Raw genomic sequence first — 19,182 nt, forward strand, 5'->3', positions numbered from 1 at the left:
CGCCTACGAGGGCGGGCGAGCGCCAACGAGGGCGGACAATTGGTGCTTTGGACTCCAAATCGGGTCGATTGGGCATGATCTCGTAGGCTGCTGGTAGGTGCTTCGTTCCAGCGGGTAGATCCCGATGAGCGGGAGCCGGCGGTCCGCCGCCCGTCCCCTGGACCACGCCTGTTGTCGACAACGATGTCGGATTTTCTGGGAGCGATCAGATGGATGCCGTCACCAACGTGCCCACGCCGGTGAACGAGCCGGTCAAGGGCTATGCGCCGGGCAGCGGCGAGCGGGCCGCGCTCGAAGCCAAGATCAAGGAACTCGGCGGCGAGCAGATCGACCTGACCATGACGATCGGCGGCGAGAAGCGCCTCGGCGGCGGCTCGCCCATCGACGTGGTGGAGCCGCACAACCACCGGCACGTGCTCGGCCAGCTCAGGAACGCCACCGACGACGACGTGAGCGCCGCGGTCGACGCCGCCCGCGACGCCGCCCCCGGCTGGCGGGCGATGTCGTTCGACGACCGGGCCGCGATCCTGCTCAGGGCCGCCGACCTGCTGTCGGGCCCGTGGCGGTCCACGATCAACGCCGCGACCATCCTCGGCCAGTCCAAGTCGGTGCAGCAGGCGGAGATCGACTCGGCCTGCGAGCTGATCGACTTCTGGCGCTTCAACGTCGACTACGCGCGCCAGCTGTACACCCACCAGCCGATCTCGTCGCCGGGCGTGTGGAACCGCATGGAGTACCGCCCGCTCGAGGGCTTCGTGGTGGCGATCACGCCGTTCAACTTCAGCGCCATCGCCGGCAACCTGCCGACGTCCGCCGCCCTGATGGGCAACGTGGTCCTCTGGAAGCCGTCGCCCACCCAGCAGTTCGCCGCGCACTTCACCATGCGGCTGCTGGAGGAGGCCGGCCTGCCGCCCGGCGTGATCAACCTGGTCACGGGTGACGGCCAGGCGGTGTCGAACGTGGCGCTGCCGCACCCGGAGCTCGCCGGGATCCACTTCACCGGCAGCACCGGCACGTTCCAGCACCTCTGGCGGACCGTCGGCGACAACATCACCGGCTACAAGAGCTACCCGCGGCTCGTCGGCGAGACCGGCGGCAAGGACTTCGTCGTCGCGCACCCGTCGGCCGACCCCGCCGTGCTCAAGACCGCGCTGGTCCGCGGCGCGTTCGAATACCAGGGCCAGAAGTGCTCCGCCGCCTCGCGCGCCTACGTGCCGCGGTCGGTCTGGAGCCGCATGCGCGACGAGTTCTGCGACGAGGTCGAGGCGCTCACCATGGGCAACGTCGCCGACGACCTGTCGGCGTTCATGGGCGCGGTGATCGACGAACGTGCGTTCGCCAAGCACAGGCAGGCCATCGAGCGGGCCCAGGGCCTCGACTCGATCAAGGTGCTGGCGGGCGGCATCCTCGACGACGGCGAGGGCTACTTCGTCCGCCCGACCGTGCTGGAGTCGGCCGACCCGACCGACGAGATCTTCACCAAGGAGTACTTCGGGCCGATCCTCGGCGTGCACGTGTACGAGGACTCCGACTACGACGCGATGCTCACCCAGATGGAGGGCGCCGCCGAGTACGGGCTCACCGGCGCCGTGATCGCCCAGGACCGGGCCGCCGTCGCCGACGCCGCCGAGAAGTTGCGGTTCGCGGCCGGCAACTTCTACGTCAACGACAAGCCCACCGGCGCGGTCGTCGGCCAGCAGCCGTTCGGCGGCGCGCGGGCCAGCGGCACCAACGACAAGGCGGGCTCGATCTTCAACCTGATCCGCTGGACGAACGTGCGGTCGATCAAGGAGACGCTGGCGCCGCCGACCGACTACCGCTACCCCCACATGGGGTGATCGACCCCCCTCCATGGGCCCGTTGACTCGGCACTTGACTGGCAGTTGGGAATAGCCCGTACGGCTCGCACCGTTCTTTACCTGCGAAGACGTAGTCGACGAAGGGTGACGCCGGATGCGCCGGATCCTGGTCGTGGGGAGCGTGCTCGCCGTGGCCACCGCGGGGGCGGTGGTCGCGGCCGCACGGTTCTCCGACGTCCGTGCCGAGCCGGTGGAGGCGTCGGCCGCCCAGCACCAGCTCTCGCTGAAGGCCGACACCGGGATCACGCCGGTGGGGGCGGCGAGCCTGCTGCCGGGCGGGCAGTTCGAGTTCGCCTTCCAGATCACCAACCACGGCCCGGCGGCGGTCGAGCGCCTGATCGTCCGCACGGAGAAGGTCGCCGGCGCCCGAGGTGGCCAGGACCTGAAGATCGTTTCGCTGAGCGGCGGCACCTGCCGGATCGAACGCGGCGTGAGCTGCCACTTCGAGGAGCTGCCCGCGGGGGAGACCCGTACCGTCCGGGTCCGGGCGCAGGCCGAGACGACACGGGCCGCGGGCGAGAAGCTCAAGCTCCGCACCTTCATGGCCACCTACATCCCGGGCCTCGGCGACCAGATCAGCTGCGGCGTCCTGGGCCGGACCGCCACCACCGAAGGCACCTTCGCCGCCCCCCGCTGACCCGAGCCCGCGGTCGCCCGAGCCCGCGCGGGTCGGCGTCCATACGTGCCTCCGGCACCCGGGCCGAGCTCCGCGCGGCCGCCAGTGGCGAGCACGGCCTTTACGGAGGTCTGTCCGGGTCTCGGCTTGCGGGGACCGGGGCCGAGGGCCGACGATTGAGCCGCCCGCCACGACGGCGGGCGGCTCGCGTGCCGACGCGCACGCGGATCCCCCCGACGTCGAGCAAGGAACGGGATGGCAGCTCTGAACCGCCTGGTGTTGTGGAACATCGATCACACTCTGGTGGACGTGGGGCGGGTCACCCGGGAGGCCTACGCCGAAGCGTTCCGGCACACCACCGGCAGGCCGCTGGTCAGGCTCGCCCCGACGCCGGGACGTACCGAGTCGGAGATCATCTTCGAGACCCTCGCGTTCAACGACATCGTCACCACCGACGATCACCTGCCCGCGTTCATGCCCGCGCTCGCCCGGGCGTTCGAGGCCCGCCGCGCCGACCTCAAGGCGCACGGCCGCGTCCTGCCCGGCGCCCGCGAGGCCGTCGCCGCCCTCTCCCGCGTCTCCGGCACCGTCCAGTCCGTGCTGACCGGCTCCATCCAGGCCGGCGCCGTGCTCAAGCTGACCGAGCTGGGCCTGGCCGGCGGCCTCGACCTGGAGGTCGGCGGCTACGAGAACGGCGTCTACAGCAAGGCGGCGCTGCTGGAGCTGGCCCGTTCCCGCGCGGGGGAGAAGTACCGGACCCGCTTCACCGAGTCGTCCACCGTCTACATCGCCGACTCGCCCCGCGACGTCCAGGCCGCCCACATCGCCGGGTCGCCGATCATCGCCGTCGCCACGGGCAGCGCCACCGAGGCCGAGCTCCGTTCCGCCGGCGCCGAGGTCGTGCTCCCCACCCTGGCCGACACCGACGCCGTCCTCCGCTCCGTAGCCTCCCTGGCCCACGGCTGACCCCGGCCCGGTGGTGCCGGGCTCGGGGTTGCGGCCCACCCCGCCGTCGCGTCGGGTTGCGGGGTTGTGCATGCTGGCTCGAAGCTGGGGAATCCGTGCGGCGCGGCGCGGGTACGCGAGAGGAGACCAGGGCGATGGCACAGGACGATCCGACCGTTGGGAGCGCCCCGCTCTGGGAGCCGTCCGAGGAGATCGTCGCCAACGCCAAGGTGACGCACTACCTGCACTGGCTCTGGGACCGCGGCGTGCTGGCCGACACCTACGACGAGCTGTGGCGCTGGTCGGTCACCGAGGTCGACGCCTTCTGGGACTCGATCTGGGACTACTTCAAGGTCGTCGGCCACCGCGGCGACGGCCCCGTCCGGTCCGGGGGGCACATGCCGGTGGACGGGCTGCGCTGGTTCGACGGGGCGACCGTCAACTACGCCGCCAACGCGCTGCGCCGTGCCGAGGAGACCCCGGACGAGACCGCGGTGATCTTCCGGTCCGAGGCGGGCGGGCATCGCCTCCTCACGTACCGCGAGCTGGCCCTGCACGTGGCCGAGGTACGCGCGGGCCTGGCCGCCCTCGGCGTCGGCCGCGGCGACCGGGTCGCCGCCTACCTGCCCAACATCCCCGAGGCCCTCGTCTGCTTCCTCGCCACGGCCTCCCTGGGCGCCATCTGGTCGTCCTGCTCGCCCGACTTCGGCTCGTCCAGCGTCATCGACCGGTTCGCGCAGATCGAGCCCAAGGTGCTGATCGCCGTCGACGGCTACGCCTACAACGGCAAGCACTTCAGCCGCCTCGACACCGTGCGCGAGATCGAGGAGTCGCTCCCGACCCTCGCCGCCACCGTCCTCATCCCGTACCTGGACCCGGCCTCCACGCCCGAGGGCCTCCGCGTCGGCATGCCCTACGGCGACCTGCCCCGCGACGGCCACCCCCTGGAGTTCGAGGACGTCCCGTTCGACCACCCGCTCTGGGTCGTCTACTCGTCGGGCACCACCGGCCTGCCCAAGCCGATCGTGCACGGCCACGGCGGCGTCGTCCTGGAGCACCTCAAGGCGCTCTCGTTCCACCAGGACATCGGCCACGGCGACGTCTTCTTCTGGTACACCACGACCGGCTGGATGATGTGGAACTACCTCATCGGCGGTCTCCTGGTCGGCTCGACCGTCGTCATGTACGACGGCGCGCCCATCGACCTCTGGAAGCTCGCGGCCGACGCCAACGTCACCTACTTCGGCGTCGGCGCCCCGTACATCCTGGCCTCGCTCAAGGCGGGCGAGGAGCCGGGCAAGGACCTCGACCTGTCCGCCCTGCGCGGCATCGGCTCCACCGGTTCGCCGCTGACGCCCGAAGGCTTCACCTGGGTGTACGAGGCGGTCGGCGAGGACCCCCTCCTCGGCTCGTTCTCCGGCGGCACGGACGTCTGCACGGGCTTCGTCGGCCCGTCCGTCCTCCTGCCGCTGCGCCCCGGCGTCATCCAGTGCCGCGGCCTGGGCGCCAAGGTCGAGTCGTTCACCGAGGACGGCAGGCCCGCCCTCAACGAGGTCGGCGAACTCGTCCTCACCGAGCCCATGCCGTCCATGCCGGTCTTCTTCTGGAACGACGAGGACGGCAGCCGCTACCGCGAGTCGTACTTCGACATGTACCCCGGCACCTGGCGGCACGGCGACTGGATCAAGGTCCTGGACGACGGCGGCTGCGTCATCTACGGCCGTTCCGACTCGACCCTCAACCGCGGCGGCATCCGGATGGGCACCGCAGACTTCTACCGCGTCGTCGAGGCGTTCACCGAGATCGCCGACAGCCTCGTCATCGACACCGGCCGCCTGGGCCAGGAGGGCCGCCTGATCCTCTACGTCCAGCTCACGCCCGGCTCGTCCCTGTCGGACGACCTGACCAAGCGCCTCAAGTCGTCCCTGCGCGCCTCCCTCTCACCCCGCCACGTCCCGGACGAGATCCACGAGGTCCCCGGCATCCCGCGCACCCTCTCCGGCAAGAAACTGGAGATCCCGGTCCGCAAGATCCTGCTGGGCACCCCGATCGAGCAGGCCGCCAACCCCGACTCCATGGCCAACCCCGAAGTCCTCCAGCACTTCACCCCCGACAACTGAGGGCGTCCTCGTCCGCCGTCCTCGACCGGGCGCCGAGCCCCTCGGCGCAGCACCGCGCCGCGCCCACCGATGGCCTCATCGGAGCACCTCGCTGCGCGCGCTGATGGCGTCGGCGACGGCCTGCGGGTGCGTCAGCTGAGGGTGGTGACCGGCGCCGGGAACGATCGTCACGGCGGCGTCCGGAAGCCCTTCGACGAACGCCCTGCCCGCCGGGGACAGCGGATCTTCGGAGCCCACGATGACGTGGACGTGCCCGGGATGACGTCGCAGCTTCGCCATGAGGTCGTCGCGCCACGGCGACGCGGTCTCGGCCAGCAGCCGGGCGGCCGTGGCCGCGACGGTGCCACGCCGCAGATCCGCCACGACGCCGCCGAGCGCGGCCGCCGCCTCGGTGGTCCCGGTGAGCCGCTCGGCGAGCTTCTCGCGGCCGACACGCTTGAGGTACGCCCGCGTGAGGAACGTCCATCGAGCGGAGCGGGACGGGTACGCCTGAAGGAAGAACGGCGCCACGAGCGTGAGCTGCTCGACCGAGCCGGGGTGAGAGGCGGCGGCCTCGACGGCGGCCGCGGCGCCGATGGAATGTCCCACCAGGTGGTGGGCGTCGGCCACGAGCCCCGCCAGCCAGGACGGCCAGTCGTCCCGTCCTCCCGCGCTCATCCCCAGCCCCGGCAGATCGACGGCACGCGCCCCTCCAAGCCCGGCCACGACCGGAGCCCAGGTGTCGGCATTCACCGGCAACCCCGGCAGCACCACCGTCGGTGCCCCCGAGACACCCACCTCGAACGTCCGCACCCCACCCACCGCGCTGAACCGCCTGCCACCCGCACGGCCATCAACCCGCCCACCACCCACGGGGACGTGCAGCCGCTCGCTGCTCGAAAGAGGTGTCACACGATCGCGCCGTCTGGGTTGCCGCGTGGTGGAGGCAGCTGACGGTATGCCTCACTCAGCTCGGCCGCCTCCGGAAGCCTGAGTGCTTCTACGGCTGTGATGACCTCGGCGACACGCCAGTAGTTCGACGGAACCAGGCGTCCGCTGTTGAGGGCCTCCATAGCGGTGTGGGCGGCCTCGTCGGGTTGGTGCGAGGCAAGGAGGGCAAGAGCGAGATCAAGCCTCGCGGAGGCGGCCCGACGCGGCCGTGCGGGACCGCTGACCGGCTTCTCCAGGCGGCCCAGGACACCACGCGCGTACTGTTCGGCGGCCGGATCCCCCAGCCATGAGAGCGTGGTCGCGGTGTACGCGTCGCTTTTGGCCGGGTCGTACCTGAAGTGGTGCTCGGGGCGTTCCGGCATCCGCAGGGGCGACACGAGGCGCTCGACTCGGGTCAGAGCTGCGCGAGTCTCTGGGGCGGCGCCAAGCCGGGCCCAGGCGCGCCCTTCTTGCGCGGTCGCCTGGATGAACGCGGAGCCGGTCTTGGGCGCGACCTCTTGAGCGCTTCGGGCAAGTGACACGGCCCGCCGGTAGTCGCCATCGGTGAGGAACTGCCACGCCTGGATTTCGAGAGCCCACGCAAGGATCTCGGTATGGCCAGAATGATCAGCGAGTTGTGAAGCGGTCCGGAGGCGTGCGGCCGCAGCCGGGCGCTTGCCCAGGTCGATGTCGCATGTGGCCGCCAGCAAGGACAGCCACGCCCCCACGACGATGAGGCGACGGCGCTGAGCCAGGGTCATGCGAGCGTCCATCAGGTGCGACACGTAGGCGAGATGTTGCCGGGTGCGGACCAGTAGGTCCGCCGGGGCCGAACGTGGGTAGGCGGACGCCAGGTCGTCCACCACTAGCTCCAATGTCACGAGCGTGTCGTCGCCGACGTCGCTCGCCGCAACGCGGCGTGCCAGCTCGAGAGCTTGAAATTCGTCGGAAGCGGCGTCGGCAACGGGGTGCTTCTGCGTCGCACGTTCCGGCTCGATCTCGCCTCCGCCTCTCCATTCTCCCCTTCAACTGCGCTGTGTGACGCGGTTTGACTGAGAGTGCGGAGCGTGCCGTCGACTTCCCATGGGGCCAACGATAGGCGCCGGTGCGTGCCCCGCCTCGAAAACGAAAGCGACCCCGGCCCGGTGCGCGAACACCAGGGATCCCGGGGCCTGACCGGACAACGGAGGTCCGGCTATGGGCAAAGTACAGGTGAGCCTGCGCAGCATGGTGTTCACCCGCGACGGGTCCGCCTTCGTCCACTCGCAGGAATGGTCGGCCCCGGACAAAGGAACGGACCTGGGTGCCTACGTGGCCGGAGACCTGCTTCGCAAAGGCGCCCGCGACCTCATCGACGGCATCCCCCACTGAACGGGAGCCCGGAGCCGCGACGCCGACGGCGGGGATTCTCGGCGAAGTGGTCGTGCCGGTCTATGCCGGATCGGCAGGGCCAGGGCGTCGCCCACGCGCTCCACGACGAGTTGCTTCGGGGGGAGGCGAGGAACGGGCGGTGCTGCTGGTCTGGGAGGACAACGACTCGGCCCAGAACGCGTATGCGCGGTGGGGGTGGAAGAAGGTCAGGAAGCTGTGGCCGTTCCCGGACGCGCCGGATTTCGGCTCGCTGGTCATCGAGTTGCCGATCTGACCTTGGGTCCAGGCCCCCGGGAGCCGGGGTCCGCGCTCCCGGGGACGTCGTGGCTAGGGGACCCACTCGCCGGACGTGTAGCAGTGGTCGCTGGAGAACGGGTTGTTCTCGCAGAACGGCCTTGGCCTGATGGCCAGGTTCTGGGCGTCGACCCAGATGTAATCGATCTTGGAGTGGGGGGTCCGCCGGACGGGGTTGTCGTTGGAGTCGGGCTCCCAGTTCGGGTAGGTGTTGCCCGACACCAGGTCCCACAGCCCTTGGTTGTAGGAGTCCGGCAGTTCGTCCACCTCGAGCTGCCCGTCACGGTTGTTGGGCACCAGGTTGAGGTCGCCGGCGAGCACCCTCTTGCGTCCGGCGGCGTAGCCGGTGGCGATCCAGAGGTACTCGTTGGCCTGCGCCTGGCCGATGGTGAGGTCGCTGCCCGGCGCTCGTTCGGTACCGGTCTCCAGATGCGCGGTGCACACCGACATCGGGCCGGCGTAGGTTCCGAGCCTGAGACAGAGCATGGCCCGGCACTCCTCGTCGCCGCAGTCGCCGACCCTCGCCGCCTCCTGGGTGGGGAAGAAGAGCGCTTCGCCGCCTTCGCGGATCCCTCCCGGATGAAGGATCGCGCTTCCGTACGGGCCATCGCAGTCAGAGCTGTCGTTGAGGGCGTAGACCATCGTCCCGGCGGAATTGAGGCGCTTGGCGAGGTCGTCGAAGTCGCTCTTGCACACCTCGTTGAGGGAGAGGAACCAGCCGCCGTCGACCGTCATGAAGTAGGCGGCCAGGTTCCGCGCGTGGTCGACGAGCTCCGGATGCGCGACGCAGGCGTCGTTGCCCGCGCAGAGGTTGTAGTGGTGGATCTTGACGCCGACCTGCTGGGATGACAGCGCCCCCGGAGGGGCCGTCCGCTGACGGCCGGGAGGAGCCGGCACCGAGTGGACCTTCGGCGTCGGATGGGGGGTGGTCACGATCTGCGACATCCGTGGAACGGCGCTCGTCTCGCTCGCGGACGCGACGCCGAAGACTCCGAGCCAGGCCACCATCCCTGCCAGCATCGCGATCGCGACAGATCTTCGTCGCACCGGGCACCTCCTGGGTCGACCCATCACTGGGCGGCTGAGCCCCTGAGGCGAGGAACGTCACGATGACCCGGCTGCGACCGGCACCGTCACAGGCGCCACGAGGGACCTTCACAGCGAATGCTGGACCGATGCCGCGGACGCGTATAGAACGAACGCGCAATGGCCCGAAGCGGTCACCAGGAAGCCGCGATGCGCGGCGGGTTCAGCGTGGGCGGGATCTGTAGGTCTCTATGTCGCGGCGGCGGTAGAGGCGGCGGACCCGGCCGCCTCCCAGGGGTTCTTCTTCGGCGGGCTGGGGCCAGCCGGCGGGTGGGCGTTTGGCGTAGACGGTGGCGCTGGACTGGGCCAGGCCCAGGATGCGGGCCGCTTCGGCGAGGGTGACGAGGTCGTCGGGGGATACCTCGGGGGCGGCGGACCCGTGAGCCTCGTACCAGGTGAGCCACTCGGACTCGTTCCAGTAGAGGGTCCGGCCCGACTGGTGTGCGGGGGCGGGGTGGCCGTTGTCGGCGCGTTCCGACCAGAGCTTCTTGAGGGTGTGGCGGGAGATGCCGTGCCTGGCGGTCAGGTCGTCCCGGGTGACCAGGCCGGGAGGTGGCGCGGCGGGGGTGGCGCGGGCGGTGTGCCAGCGGTCCCAGGCGTCGGCGTCCCAGGCGAGCTGGCCGCCGACGGTGCCCGCGGGTTCGGGGTGGCCGTTGGCGGAACGTTCGCGGTACCACTTCTCCAGGGTGCTGCGGCCGACGCCGTGGGTCTCCATGAGGTCGGCGCGGGTGTAGACGCGGCGCCCGTCGAGTGTGGTCATGCGGGTCATTGTGGCGAACGCGCGCCGGGCGGGTGGTGTTCGCCCGGCGCGCGTCCCGGCTCAGCTCAGGACGTGGTGTCCCGGCTCAGCTCAGTAGAGGCTCGTCGGGATCGCCGGGAGCCGCTTCCAGCCGGGGCGGACGGCCCCGACGTAGTTGGTGCGGTAGTAGCCGCTCAGCCGCTCGACGCTCACCCGGCGGCCGGTGCGCGGCGCGTGGATGAAGCGCGACTTGCCGACGTACATGCCGACGTGGCCGAGGCCGTTGAAGAAGACCAGGTCGCCGGGCCTCAGGTTCTTGCGTGACACCCGGTTGCGGATCTTCCTGTACTGCGTCGCGGCGACGCGCGGCACCGGAACCCCGGCGCGGCGCCAGGACTGCTGGGTCAGGCCCGAGCAGTCGAAGCCGCCACCGCCGGTGCCGCCGTACACGTACGGGCGGCCGCGTTGCGCCAGTGCGAAGCGGAGCGCGCGGTCGGCGCGGCGCTGCCACTGGGCCTCCATGCGCGCCCGCTGCTTGCGCACCGCTTGTTGCAGTGCGGCCAGCCGCTTGGCGTTGGTGTTGCGCATGCCGTTCTGCCGCTTGCCCGCGGAACGGACCGGCGCGGCCTGGCGGACGGCGGCGACCTTCCCGTTGGCGTACGTGACGGAGACCTTGCCGCCCGCACGGGCGAGCTCCATCCGGCTGGACGCCGTCGCGGTGTGCGACCGGCTGGACGTCGCGGCGCTGTGCCCCTGGTGAGGGGCGGCGGCCACCTGTGCCTGGTCAGGAGCTGCGGCCGCTTGCGGCTGCGCCTGAGCTGCGGCGGGTCCCTGGTCGGGCGCCGCTGCCGCCTGCGCCTGGTCTGGCGTCGCGGCGGCGCGGGCTTGTGACCGGTCCCGTGTCGCGGCCGCGCGCGCCTGGTGAGGCGCTGCGGCGTCGTGCGTCTGGTCGGGAGCCGTGGCGGTGTGCGCCCGGCTCGTCGCCTGGTTGACCGCCTGGGTGTCGATCGCTTCGGCCGGGCTGTTCGCCTGGGCGGTCGCGATCGGGTCCTGGGCATCGGACGAGGCCTGGATCTTGTCAGGTTGAGAGAGCTCGGCGGCCTCGGCGACCCCGGGGACCATGGCCAGCGCGACGGTCGTCGCGCAGCACGCGGTCTTTAACGGAATGGACATGCCTGTCAAACCTCCTAACGACGAAGATCGTCAGGCGGCGGTCTACCCGGGGCATGCGCGTGACACGCCTGGAAGTTGCCGAAAAACCCACTCTGGCCTGCGCTTTCGTGGGCATTGCGCAATTGGTGGTGGTATCGCGGATGGGGTGTTCGGGGCTAGGCTGGCCGTTCGCGTCAAATGTGGCCGGAGAGGGAGCGGATCGGGCAGATCACGCCGTAGGGTCGCAGGGCCGGGTCAACTTTCCCTGGGACTGGGGCGTCCCACCACGGAAGGCTGGTCTGTGCTGATTCGGCTACGGTCCGGTTCGGCGCGAGCAAGTCGAGAGAGGGGCTGTGCCACGCATGGAGGTTGGGGCACTGCGATCCGGTGATCCGGAGCAACTGGGGTCGTACGCTCTGATCGGCCGGGTCGGCGAGGGTGGCCAGGGCACCGTCTTCCTCGGCACCGCGGAGGACGGCCGCAGGGTCGCCATCAAGCTGCTGCACGCGGAGCTCACCTCGGACGACAAGGCGCGGGCGCGGTTCCTGCGCGAGCTCGAGGTCGCCAAGCGGGTCGCGCCGTTCTGCACCGCCCAGGTGATCGACGCCGACGCGGACGGCGAGCGTCCCTACATCGTCAGCGAGTACGTGCCGGGGCCGTCGCTCAACCAGCTGGTGCTGGCGGAGGGACCGCTGCGCGGCGCCGCGCTGGAACGGCTGGCGGTGGGCACGGCGACGGCGCTGTCCGCCATCCACCAGGCCAAGATCATTCACCGCGACTTCAAGCCGCACAACGTGCTCATCGGCCCGGACGGGCCGCGCGTCATCGACTTCGGCGTGGCCCGGGCGATCAGCGGCTCCACCACATTGACCAGCAAGGTCATCGGCACCCCCTCCTACATGGCGCCCGAGCAGTTGCAGGGCGACGAGATCGGCACCCCGGCGGACGTGTTCTGCTGGGCGGCGACCCTGGTGTTCGCGGCGATCGGCGAGGCGCCGTTCGGCCAGGACACCATCCCGGCCGTGATCAACCGGATCCTGCACCACGAGCCCAATCTCGGCGACCTCGAAGGGCCGCTGCGCGGCCTGGTCTCCGACTGCCTCAACAAGGAGCCGGACGAGCGTCCGCAGGCCCGCCAGGTGCTGATGCGGCTGCTCGGCCACGAGGAGATCACCGTCGCGGCCCCGGTGGTCGTGGCGCCGGCCGCCGACGAGGACGGCACCGCGATCCTGGCGGCGGGCAGCGAGGTCGCGGCCGAGTTCGGCGACGACCTCGACGACCTCGACGACCTCGACGAGTTCGGCGAGGCCGGCGAGGCCGGCGAGTTCGAGCAGGCCGCCGGCTACCACGGCGACGCTGACGGCGACGTTCACGGCGAGGCCACAGACGAGGACGAGGGCGAGCCCGCGGACGAGACGAGGGTCGTCGCGGCCGTCACGCCGTCCGGCGACGACCCCACCGCCGGACGTCGTGAACGCCTGCCCAGCCCCGCCGAGTTCATCGCGGAGAACGCCGATTCCCTCGGAGAGAGCACCATCCCAGGTGCCCGGGGCGGCGACCAGGCGGCCAAGCCGGGCGGCGGCGGGCTCCGGACGGTCTCCAACCGGACGGCGCTGCTCACCGCGGCCGCGGTCGTCCTGATCGTGGTGGCGGTGACGTCGGTGGCGCTCGCGCTGGGCGGCGGCCAGAGCCCGGCCAACCCGGCGAGCAACCCGGGGCAGAACGTGCCGGCCGACATCTCGGGCGACTCCGGTTCGCCGGACGACGAGCCGGCCTCGACTCCGACCCGGCGCCAGCAGCCGCTGCGGTCGACCAGCCCGACGCCCACCGTGTCGCCGTCGGCGACGCCGACGGACACGCCCACGAGCACGCCGCCGACCGGCACGCCGACCGACACTCCGACGGGCACCCCGACCGATCCGCCCACCGACCCCCCGACCGATCCGCCCACCGATCCGCCCACCGACCCGCCCACCGGAGAGCCGGCGGGCACCGAGGGCGGCCCGGCCGCCGACGGCGATCCCGCGTCGTCCCTCACCCGGTACGGGTCGGACGCCGCGTTCCCCCGGCGCGCGGGCTAGAAATCTGGTGTCATCGGGGCGAACTGATCGGTCAGGTGGCGGGGCGGGCGACGGCACGAACGAGTCGCGGCCCCGCCGGTCGGCTTTGCGCCGATTCCTGGCTACGCTGACGCAGTGAGCGGCGCCACAACGTTGTGGCGGAGGGCCTCAAGGGGAGTTGTTGATGGGCGGCAAGCTCGACCAGGCTAAGGACGACCTGCTCAGGCGGGCGGCTGAGACGTGGGCCCAGGGGGCCGGCGCGCGCCGGGGCGGAGATCTGGAGGAGTCGGTCGCGTACCTCCGGCTGTACTACCGGCACGTGGACCCCGAAGATCTGCTCTCCCGCGACCCCGCCGACATCTGCGGGCCGGCCATGGCGCACCGGGCGCTCGGCGAGGAACGGCCCCAGGGCCGCGCCAAGGTGCGGGTCTTCACCCCCACCATCGAGGAGAACGGCTGGGACCCGGGGCACACCGTCGTCCAGGTGGTCACCGACGACATGCCGTTCCTGGTCGACAGCGTGTCGATGGAGATCGCCCGGCACGAGCTGACCGCCCATCTGATCGTGCACCCGCTGCTCGGCGTCGACCGGGACGTCGCGGGCCACATGAAGGCGTTCCGCGGCAAGCTCGACAGCGACACCGACATCGACGAGTCGTGGATCCACGTCGAGGTCGACCGCACGAGTGACCGCGCCCGGCTCGAACAGGTCGAACGCGACCTGCTGCGGGTCCTCCAGGACGTGCGGGTCTCGGTCGAGGACGAGCCCAAGATGCGCTCCCGCGCCGGCGAGATCGCCCTCGAGATCCGGGAGAACGCGCCGCCGCTGCCCGAGAAGGAGCTGGCGGAGGGCGTCGAGCTGCTCGACTGGCTCGCCAACGGACATTTCACGTTCCTGGGCTACCGCGACTACACGCTCACCGACGACGGCACCGCGCTCCGCCCCGAGCCGGGCAGCGGCCTGGGCATCCTGCGCAGCGACAAGCCGGAGTCGGAGGGGTTCGCCTCGCTGCCGCCCGAGGTGCGGGAGAAGGCCACCGAGAAGCACCTGCTGGTGATCACCAAGGCCAACTCGCGGTCCACGGTGCACCGGCCGCTCTACCTCGACTACATCGGGGTGAAGAAGTTCGACGAGAACGGCGAGGTCAGCGGCGAGCGCCGGTTCCTCGGCCTGTTCACGCACGTCGCCTACAGCGAGTCGATCTCGCACGTCCCGGTGCTCAAGCGCAAGCTGGACGAGGTGCTGGAGCTCGCCGGCTTCACCCCGGACAGCTACGACGGCCAGGACCTCATCGAGATACTGGAGAGTTACCCGCGCGACGAGCTGTTCCAGATCTCGGTCGAGGACCTGCTGCCGATAGCGCTCGGCGTGCTGCGGCTGCGCGAGCGCCGCCAGCTCAAGCTGTTCCTGCGCAAGGACCTCTACGGCCGCTACATGTCGTGCATGGTCTACCTGCCGCGCGACCGTTACACCACCAAGGTCCGGCTGCGCATCCAGGAGATCCTGCGGCACGCGTTCCACGGCGTGAGCGTCGACTACAGCGCCAACGTGACCGAGTCGACCCTGGCCCGCCTGCACGTGGTCGTCCGCGGCGAGCGCGGCCGGCCGCTGCCCGACGTCGACGCCGACGACCTGGAGGCGCGCCTCGCCGCCGCCACCCGGTCCTGGGCCGACGACCTCAGCGACGCGATCCTGGAGCAGTGCGGCGAAGAACGGTCGAGCACCCTGTCGCGCCGCTACGGCGACGCCTTCCCGGAGGGCTACAAGGCCGACTTCCCGGCCCGTACGGCGGTGGCCGACCTCAAGCGGCTCGAGGAGCTCGGCGCCGAGGGCGAGATCTCGATCAACCTGTACGAGCCGTTCGGCGCCGGGCCGGGGGAGCGCCGCCTCAAGATCTACCGGCTGGGCCCGCCCATCTCGCTGTCGCGCGTCCTGCCGCTGCTGACCAACATGGGCGTCGAGGTCGTCGACGAGCGCCCGTACGAGATCAACCCCCACGAGGGCGACCGCGGCTACTGGATCTACGACCTGGGCCTGCGCTACGAGCCGCGCGCGGACGTCGACGAGGACGACGTCAAGCGGCTGTTCCAGGACGCCTACAACGCGCTGTGGCGCGGTGACATCGAGAACGACGGCTTCAACGCCCTGGTGCTCCACGTCGGCCTCGACTGGCGGCAGGCGATGGTGCTCCGCGCGTACGCCCTCTACCTGCGGCAGACCGGCACGCCGTTCACCAAGCGCTACATCGAGCAGGTGCTGCTCGGCAACCCGTCGATCACCCGGCTGCTGATCCGGCTGTGGCAGAGCCGCCTCGACCCGGCGCTGGCCGGCGGCGAGGAGGAGCGCAGCGCCGGGATCGCCGAGGAGCTGTCCGGCAAGCTGGACGAGGTCGCCAGCCTCGACGAGGACCGCATCCTGCGGTCCTACCTGGCGATGATCATGGCGACGCTGCGGACGAACCACTACCAGGCCAAGCCCTACCTGGCACTGAAGTTCGACCCGGAGGCGATCCCCGACCTGCCGCAGCCGCGGCCCAAGTTCGAGATCTTCGTGTACTCGCCGAAGGTCGAGGGCGTGCACCTGCGCTACGGCAAGGTGGCCCGCGGCGGCCTGCGCTGGTCCGACCGGCGCGAGGACTTCCGCACCGAGATCCTCGGCCTGGTCAAGGCGCAGGCGGTCAAGAACACCGTGATCGTCCCCGCCGGGGCCAAGGGCGGCTTCGTCGGCAAGCAGCTGCCCGACCCGGCCGCCGACCGCGAGGCGTTCATGCAGGCCGGCATCGCCTGCTACAAGGACTTCATCTCCGGCCTGCTCGACGTCACCGACAACCTGGTGGACGGCAAGGTCGTGCCGCCGCCCAACGTGGTGCGCCACGATGACGACGACACCTACCTGGTGGTCGCCGCCGACAAGGGCACCGCCACGTTCTCCGACATCGCCAACGAGGTGGCCGCCTCGTACGGCTTCTGGCTCGGCGACGCGTTCGCCTCCGGCGGCTCGGTCGGCTACGACCACAAGGCGATGGGGATCACCGCGCGGGGCGCCTGGGAGTCGGTGAAATACCACTTCAGGTCGCTCGGCAAGGACATCCAGCACGAGGACTTCACGGTCGTCGGCATCGGCGACATGAGCGGCGACGTCTTCGGCAACGGGATGTTGCTCAGCGAGCACACCAGGCTGGTCGCCGCGTTCGACCACCGGCACATCTTCATCGACCCCGACCCGGACCCGGCGGTGTCGTTCGAGGAGCGCAAGCGCATGTTCGCGCTGCCGCGCAGCTCGTGGGCCGACTACAACACCGAGCTGCTGTCCAGGGGCGGCGGGATCTTCCCGCGCACCAAGAAGTCGATCAAGCTGAGCCCGGAGATCCGCGCCGCCCTCGGCATCGCCGACGACGTGCTGGCGATGACCCCGTTCGAGCTGATCCGCGCCGCCCTGCTGGCGCCGGTCGACCTGCTGTGGAACGGCGGCATCGGCACCTACGTCAAGGCGTCGGTCGAGAACAACGCCGACGTCGGTGACAAGGCCAACGACCTGGTGCGCGTCGACGGGTCCGAGCTGCGCTGCAAGGTGATCGGCGAGGGCGGCAACCTCGGCCTCACCCAGCTCGGCCGCATCGAGTTCGCGCGTGAGGGCGGCCTGGTCAACACCGACTTCATCGACAACTCGGCGGGCGTCGACACCTCCGACCACGAGGTCAACATCAAGATCCTGCTCGACCAGGTCGTGCGCGACGGCGAGCTGACCCGCAAGCAGCGCGACCACCTGCTGTACGAGATGACCGGCGAGGTCGCCGAGCTCGTCCTGCGCGACAACTACGCGCAGAACGTCACGCTGGCCGCCGCCCGCGCCCAGGCCCCGGCGATGTTGCACGTGCACGCCCGGATGTTGCGCAAGATGGAGCGCGCCGGGCGGCTCAAGCGGCGGCTGGAGTTCCTGCCCGACGACAAGGCGCTGGCCGAACGGCGCCAGTCCGGCCGCGGCCTGACCGGACCGGAGTTCTCGGTGCTGCTGGCCTACGCCAAGCTCACCCTCGACGAGGACCTGGTCGTCTCCGACCTGCCCGACGACCCCTACCTGCGGTCCTGGCTGGTCGACTACTTCCCGACGCCGCTGCGCGACCGGTTCCAGGACTACATGGAACGGCACCCGCTGCGCCGCGAGATCATCAACACCGCGGTCGTGAACGACCTGGTCAACAACAGCGGCATCACGTTCATGTTCCGCATGAACGAGGAGACCGGCGCCTCGCCCGGCGACATCGCCCGCGCCTACCTGGTCGCCCGCGAGGTCTTCGACATGCCGCGCTTCTGGGAGTCGGTCGAGGGCCTGGCGCACCAGGTGGACGAGTCGACGCAGGTCGCGATGTTGCTGGAGGCGCGCAAGCTCACCGAACGCGGCGCCCGCTGGCTGCTGCACAACCGGCGGCCCCCGTTCGACATCCAGGACACCATCGACTTCTTCGCGTCCGGCGCCTACACGCTCGGCGCCCAGCTGCCCAAGCTGCTGGTGGGGCTCGACCTGGCCGGGTTCGAGCAGCGCCGCGACGGTTTCGCCGAACGCGGCGTGCCCGACGAGCTGGCCGAGCAGACCGCCATGATGGTGCCCGCCTACTCCACGTTCGACCTGGTGAGCGTCGCGCACGACATCGGCCGGCCGGTGGAGGAGGTCGCCGAGGTCTACTTCGACCTGGCCGACCGGCTCCAGCTCACCCGCCTGCGCGAGCGCATCATCGCCCTGCCGCGCGACGACCGCTGGCGTTCGATGGCCCGCAGCGCGCTCCGCGACGACCTGTACGTGGCGCACGCCGCCCTCTCCCGCGATGTCCTGGTCGCCAGCGCGTCCGGGGCGCAGCCGGAGGCGCGCCTGGCCAACTGGGCCGACAAGAACGAGACCGCGGTGCTCCGCGCCCAGCAGACCCTGACCGAGATCTGGGAGAGCGACAGCTTCGACCTGGCCACCCTCTCGGTGGCCCTCGGCGCGATCCGCACCCTCGTCAACGCCAGCGGGCTGTAGTCACCGGCTTTCGCGGCCTCGGGATATCTTCCCCGGGGCCGCGAGGCGTTTCGGGGGGTCCGGCCGGGGCGCGGGGCTAGTAGGCGGTGGTGAGGGAGACGGACTCGCCCAGGACGGTGCCCTTGCCGGAGGCGGGGGAGTAGCCGATGGCGAGCCACTGCCAGCCCGCCTGGATGGCGCCGGACGGCTTGGTCTTGGTCCTGGTGAGCTGGTTGCGGATGTCGGCGGGCAGGTTGCCGGTGCTGCCGCCGCTGAGCGCGGTCTTGTGGGTGAGGCCGTACCAGACGAGCGAGCCGCCGTCCTTGGTGCGGAGGGCGTAGGACGGGCCCGGACCGGGCGTGTAGCGGGCCCGGGAGGGCTTCCAGCCGCCGTAGGAGGGCGTGCGGGCCTTGGCGGTGTAGGCGTCCGGTGTGAACGCGGTCTGGTCGCCTGAGGTCAGATAGGCGGCGTGCGCGGCCGGGAGGCCCCGGTCGGCCGCCGGTATGGCGTACCCCTCGCTGTCGTAGGCCAGCTCCGGCGGCTTGCCCTTGAACGTGAGCCAGTGCGCGGCCCGCCAGGAGTCCTTGGGGCCGGCACGGACGAAGAGCGCGAGGACCTGCTGCTCCCTGCCGCCGGACCGCTGGAGGGCCGCGGCCGCGAACCAGGAGGTCTTGCCGCCGCCGTTGCGCGGTACGTACAGGACGGGGTTGAGCAGGGCGATCCGGGTGGTGGCCGGGAGTCGCCCGTACGCGCGGACGCGGGCGCTGACCGGGGCCTCGAGGCCGCCGGTGACCGCGGCCCGCCACTGGCGTTCGTCGCCCGAGGTGACCGCCTTGTTGTGGCGGGCGGTCCAGTCCTTGAGGACCTTGTCGGCCTCGGCCGCGGTGACCGCGGGCTTCTCGCTGGGGGAGCCGGCCTTGACCGCCGGGGACGCGGGGCCGTCCGAGCAGGCGGCGGTGAGGAACAGCAGCAGCGCGCCGCCGGTGAGCACCGGGACCGACTGTCGGAGCAATTCCCCACCTCAGCGGACGATTC

General features: G+C 71.0%; 14 protein-coding genes. 8 read left to right on the top strand and 6 right to left on the bottom strand.

Annotated features, from left to right (window positions below):
* The first annotated feature begins 209 nt into the window (after positions 1–209).
* From pruA to ABZ810_RS07540, 4 genes are all read left to right on the top strand, one after another.
* The gene (gene pruA / locus ABZ810_RS07525; protein WP_358400491.1) at positions 210–1,838 is read left to right on the top strand and encodes an L-glutamate gamma-semialdehyde dehydrogenase; all 1,629 of its coding nucleotides are present in this window, start codon (positions 210–212) and stop codon (positions 1,836–1,838) included.
* A 115-nt stretch (positions 1,839–1,953) separates the two neighbouring features.
* Positions 1,954–2,496, top strand: coding sequence for a hypothetical protein (locus ABZ810_RS07530; protein ID WP_358400493.1), 543 nt, complete (start codon positions 1,954–1,956; stop codon positions 2,494–2,496).
* A gap of 234 nt (positions 2,497–2,730) precedes the next feature.
* Entirely contained in the window at positions 2,731–3,441 is a 711-nt protein-coding gene (locus ABZ810_RS07535) for a haloacid dehalogenase-like hydrolase (protein ID WP_358400495.1), read from the top strand.
* Between the two features lie 134 nt (positions 3,442–3,575).
* Positions 3,576–5,540, top strand: a complete 1,965-nt coding sequence (locus tag ABZ810_RS07540) for an acetoacetate--CoA ligase (RefSeq protein WP_358400498.1) — start codon at positions 3,576–3,578, stop codon at positions 5,538–5,540.
* Between the two features lie 75 nt (positions 5,541–5,615).
* Here ABZ810_RS07540 and ABZ810_RS07545 read toward each other — a convergent pair whose 3' ends face one another.
* Both ABZ810_RS07545 and ABZ810_RS07550 read right to left on the bottom strand, forming a co-directional pair.
* A complete protein-coding gene (locus ABZ810_RS07545) occupies positions 5,616–6,332 on the bottom strand; it encodes an alpha/beta fold hydrolase (protein ID WP_358400500.1) in 717 nt (238 codons plus the stop codon).
* A gap of 95 nt (positions 6,333–6,427) precedes the next feature.
* Positions 6,428–7,312, bottom strand: a complete 885-nt coding sequence (locus ABZ810_RS07550) for a hypothetical protein (RefSeq protein ID WP_358400502.1) — start codon at positions 7,310–7,312, stop codon at positions 6,428–6,430.
* A 334-nt stretch (positions 7,313–7,646) separates the two neighbouring features.
* Here ABZ810_RS07550 and ABZ810_RS07555 point away from each other — a divergent pair, with 334 nt between their 5' ends.
* Together ABZ810_RS07555 and ABZ810_RS07560 are read left to right on the top strand one after the other, a co-directional pair.
* Positions 7,647–7,820, top strand: a complete 174-nt coding sequence (locus ABZ810_RS07555; RefSeq protein ID WP_358400505.1) for a hypothetical protein — start codon at positions 7,647–7,649, stop codon at positions 7,818–7,820.
* Between the two features lie 139 nt (positions 7,821–7,959).
* On the top strand, positions 7,960–8,094 hold the full coding sequence (locus tag ABZ810_RS07560; RefSeq protein WP_358400508.1) for a hypothetical protein: 135 nt from the start codon (positions 7,960–7,962) through the stop codon (positions 8,092–8,094).
* Positions 8,095–8,147: 53 nt separating this feature from the next.
* Here the strand turns inward: ABZ810_RS07560 and ABZ810_RS07565 are convergent, their stop codons facing one another.
* From ABZ810_RS07565 to ABZ810_RS07575, 3 genes are all read right to left on the bottom strand, one after another.
* Positions 8,148–9,161: an endonuclease/exonuclease/phosphatase family protein gene (locus tag ABZ810_RS07565; RefSeq protein WP_358400510.1), complete on the bottom strand. Its 1,014-nt coding sequence runs from the start codon at positions 9,159–9,161 to the stop codon at positions 8,148–8,150.
* A gap of 202 nt (positions 9,162–9,363) precedes the next feature.
* Positions 9,364–9,960 carry a hypothetical protein gene (locus tag ABZ810_RS07570; RefSeq protein WP_358400512.1) on the bottom strand — a complete coding sequence of 199 codons (597 nt, stop codon included), beginning with the start codon at positions 9,958–9,960 and terminating at the stop codon, positions 9,364–9,366.
* A gap of 90 nt (positions 9,961–10,050) precedes the next feature.
* A complete protein-coding gene (locus tag ABZ810_RS07575; protein WP_358400515.1) occupies positions 10,051–11,112 on the bottom strand; it encodes a C40 family peptidase in 1,062 nt (353 codons plus the stop codon).
* 341 nt (positions 11,113–11,453) lie between these two features.
* Here ABZ810_RS07575 and ABZ810_RS07580 point away from each other — a divergent pair, with 341 nt between their 5' ends.
* The gene (locus tag ABZ810_RS07580; RefSeq protein WP_358400517.1) at positions 11,454–13,172 is read left to right on the top strand and encodes a serine/threonine-protein kinase; all 1,719 of its coding nucleotides are present in this window, start codon (positions 11,454–11,456) and stop codon (positions 13,170–13,172) included.
* A 163-nt stretch (positions 13,173–13,335) separates the two neighbouring features.
* On the top strand, positions 13,336–18,168 hold the full coding sequence (locus tag ABZ810_RS07585; RefSeq protein ID WP_358400519.1) for an NAD-glutamate dehydrogenase: 4,833 nt from the start codon (positions 13,336–13,338) through the stop codon (positions 18,166–18,168).
* A gap of 76 nt (positions 18,169–18,244) precedes the next feature.
* Here ABZ810_RS07585 and ABZ810_RS07590 read toward each other — a convergent pair whose 3' ends face one another.
* A complete protein-coding gene (locus ABZ810_RS07590; protein WP_358400521.1) occupies positions 18,245–19,159 on the bottom strand; it encodes a hypothetical protein in 915 nt (304 codons plus the stop codon).
* Between the last annotated feature and the right edge of the window lie 23 nt (positions 19,160–19,182).

Origin of the sequence: Spirillospora sp. NPDC047279 (genome assembly GCF_040643285.1) — a bacterium.
Taxonomy (GTDB): domain Bacteria; phylum Actinomycetota; class Actinomycetes; order Streptosporangiales; family Streptosporangiaceae; genus Spirillospora.

What these genes read in the sequence shown, in the direction of transcription:
- ABZ810_RS07570 (WP_358400512.1), bottom strand. Translation starts at nt 9,960, where the DNA reads ATGACCACACTCGACGGGCGCCGCGTCTACACCCGCGCCGACCTCATG.
- ABZ810_RS07580 (WP_358400517.1), top strand. Translation starts at nt 11,454, where the DNA reads ATGGAGGTTGGGGCACTGCGATCCGGTGATCCGGAGCAACTGGGGTCG.
- pruA (WP_358400491.1), top strand. Translation starts at nt 210, where the DNA reads ATGGATGCCGTCACCAACGTGCCCACGCCGGTGAACGAGCCGGTCAAG.
- ABZ810_RS07530 (WP_358400493.1), top strand. Translation starts at nt 1,954, where the DNA reads ATGCGCCGGATCCTGGTCGTGGGGAGCGTGCTCGCCGTGGCCACCGCG.
- ABZ810_RS07575 (WP_358400515.1), bottom strand. Translation starts at nt 11,112, where the DNA reads ATGTCCATTCCGTTAAAGACCGCGTGCTGCGCGACGACCGTCGCGCTG.
- ABZ810_RS07585 (WP_358400519.1), top strand. Translation starts at nt 13,336, where the DNA reads ATGGGCGGCAAGCTCGACCAGGCTAAGGACGACCTGCTCAGGCGGGCG.
- ABZ810_RS07540 (WP_358400498.1), top strand. Translation starts at nt 3,576, where the DNA reads ATGGCACAGGACGATCCGACCGTTGGGAGCGCCCCGCTCTGGGAGCCG.
- ABZ810_RS07535 (WP_358400495.1), top strand. Translation starts at nt 2,731, where the DNA reads ATGGCAGCTCTGAACCGCCTGGTGTTGTGGAACATCGATCACACTCTG.
- ABZ810_RS07555 (WP_358400505.1), top strand. Translation starts at nt 7,647, where the DNA reads ATGGGCAAAGTACAGGTGAGCCTGCGCAGCATGGTGTTCACCCGCGAC.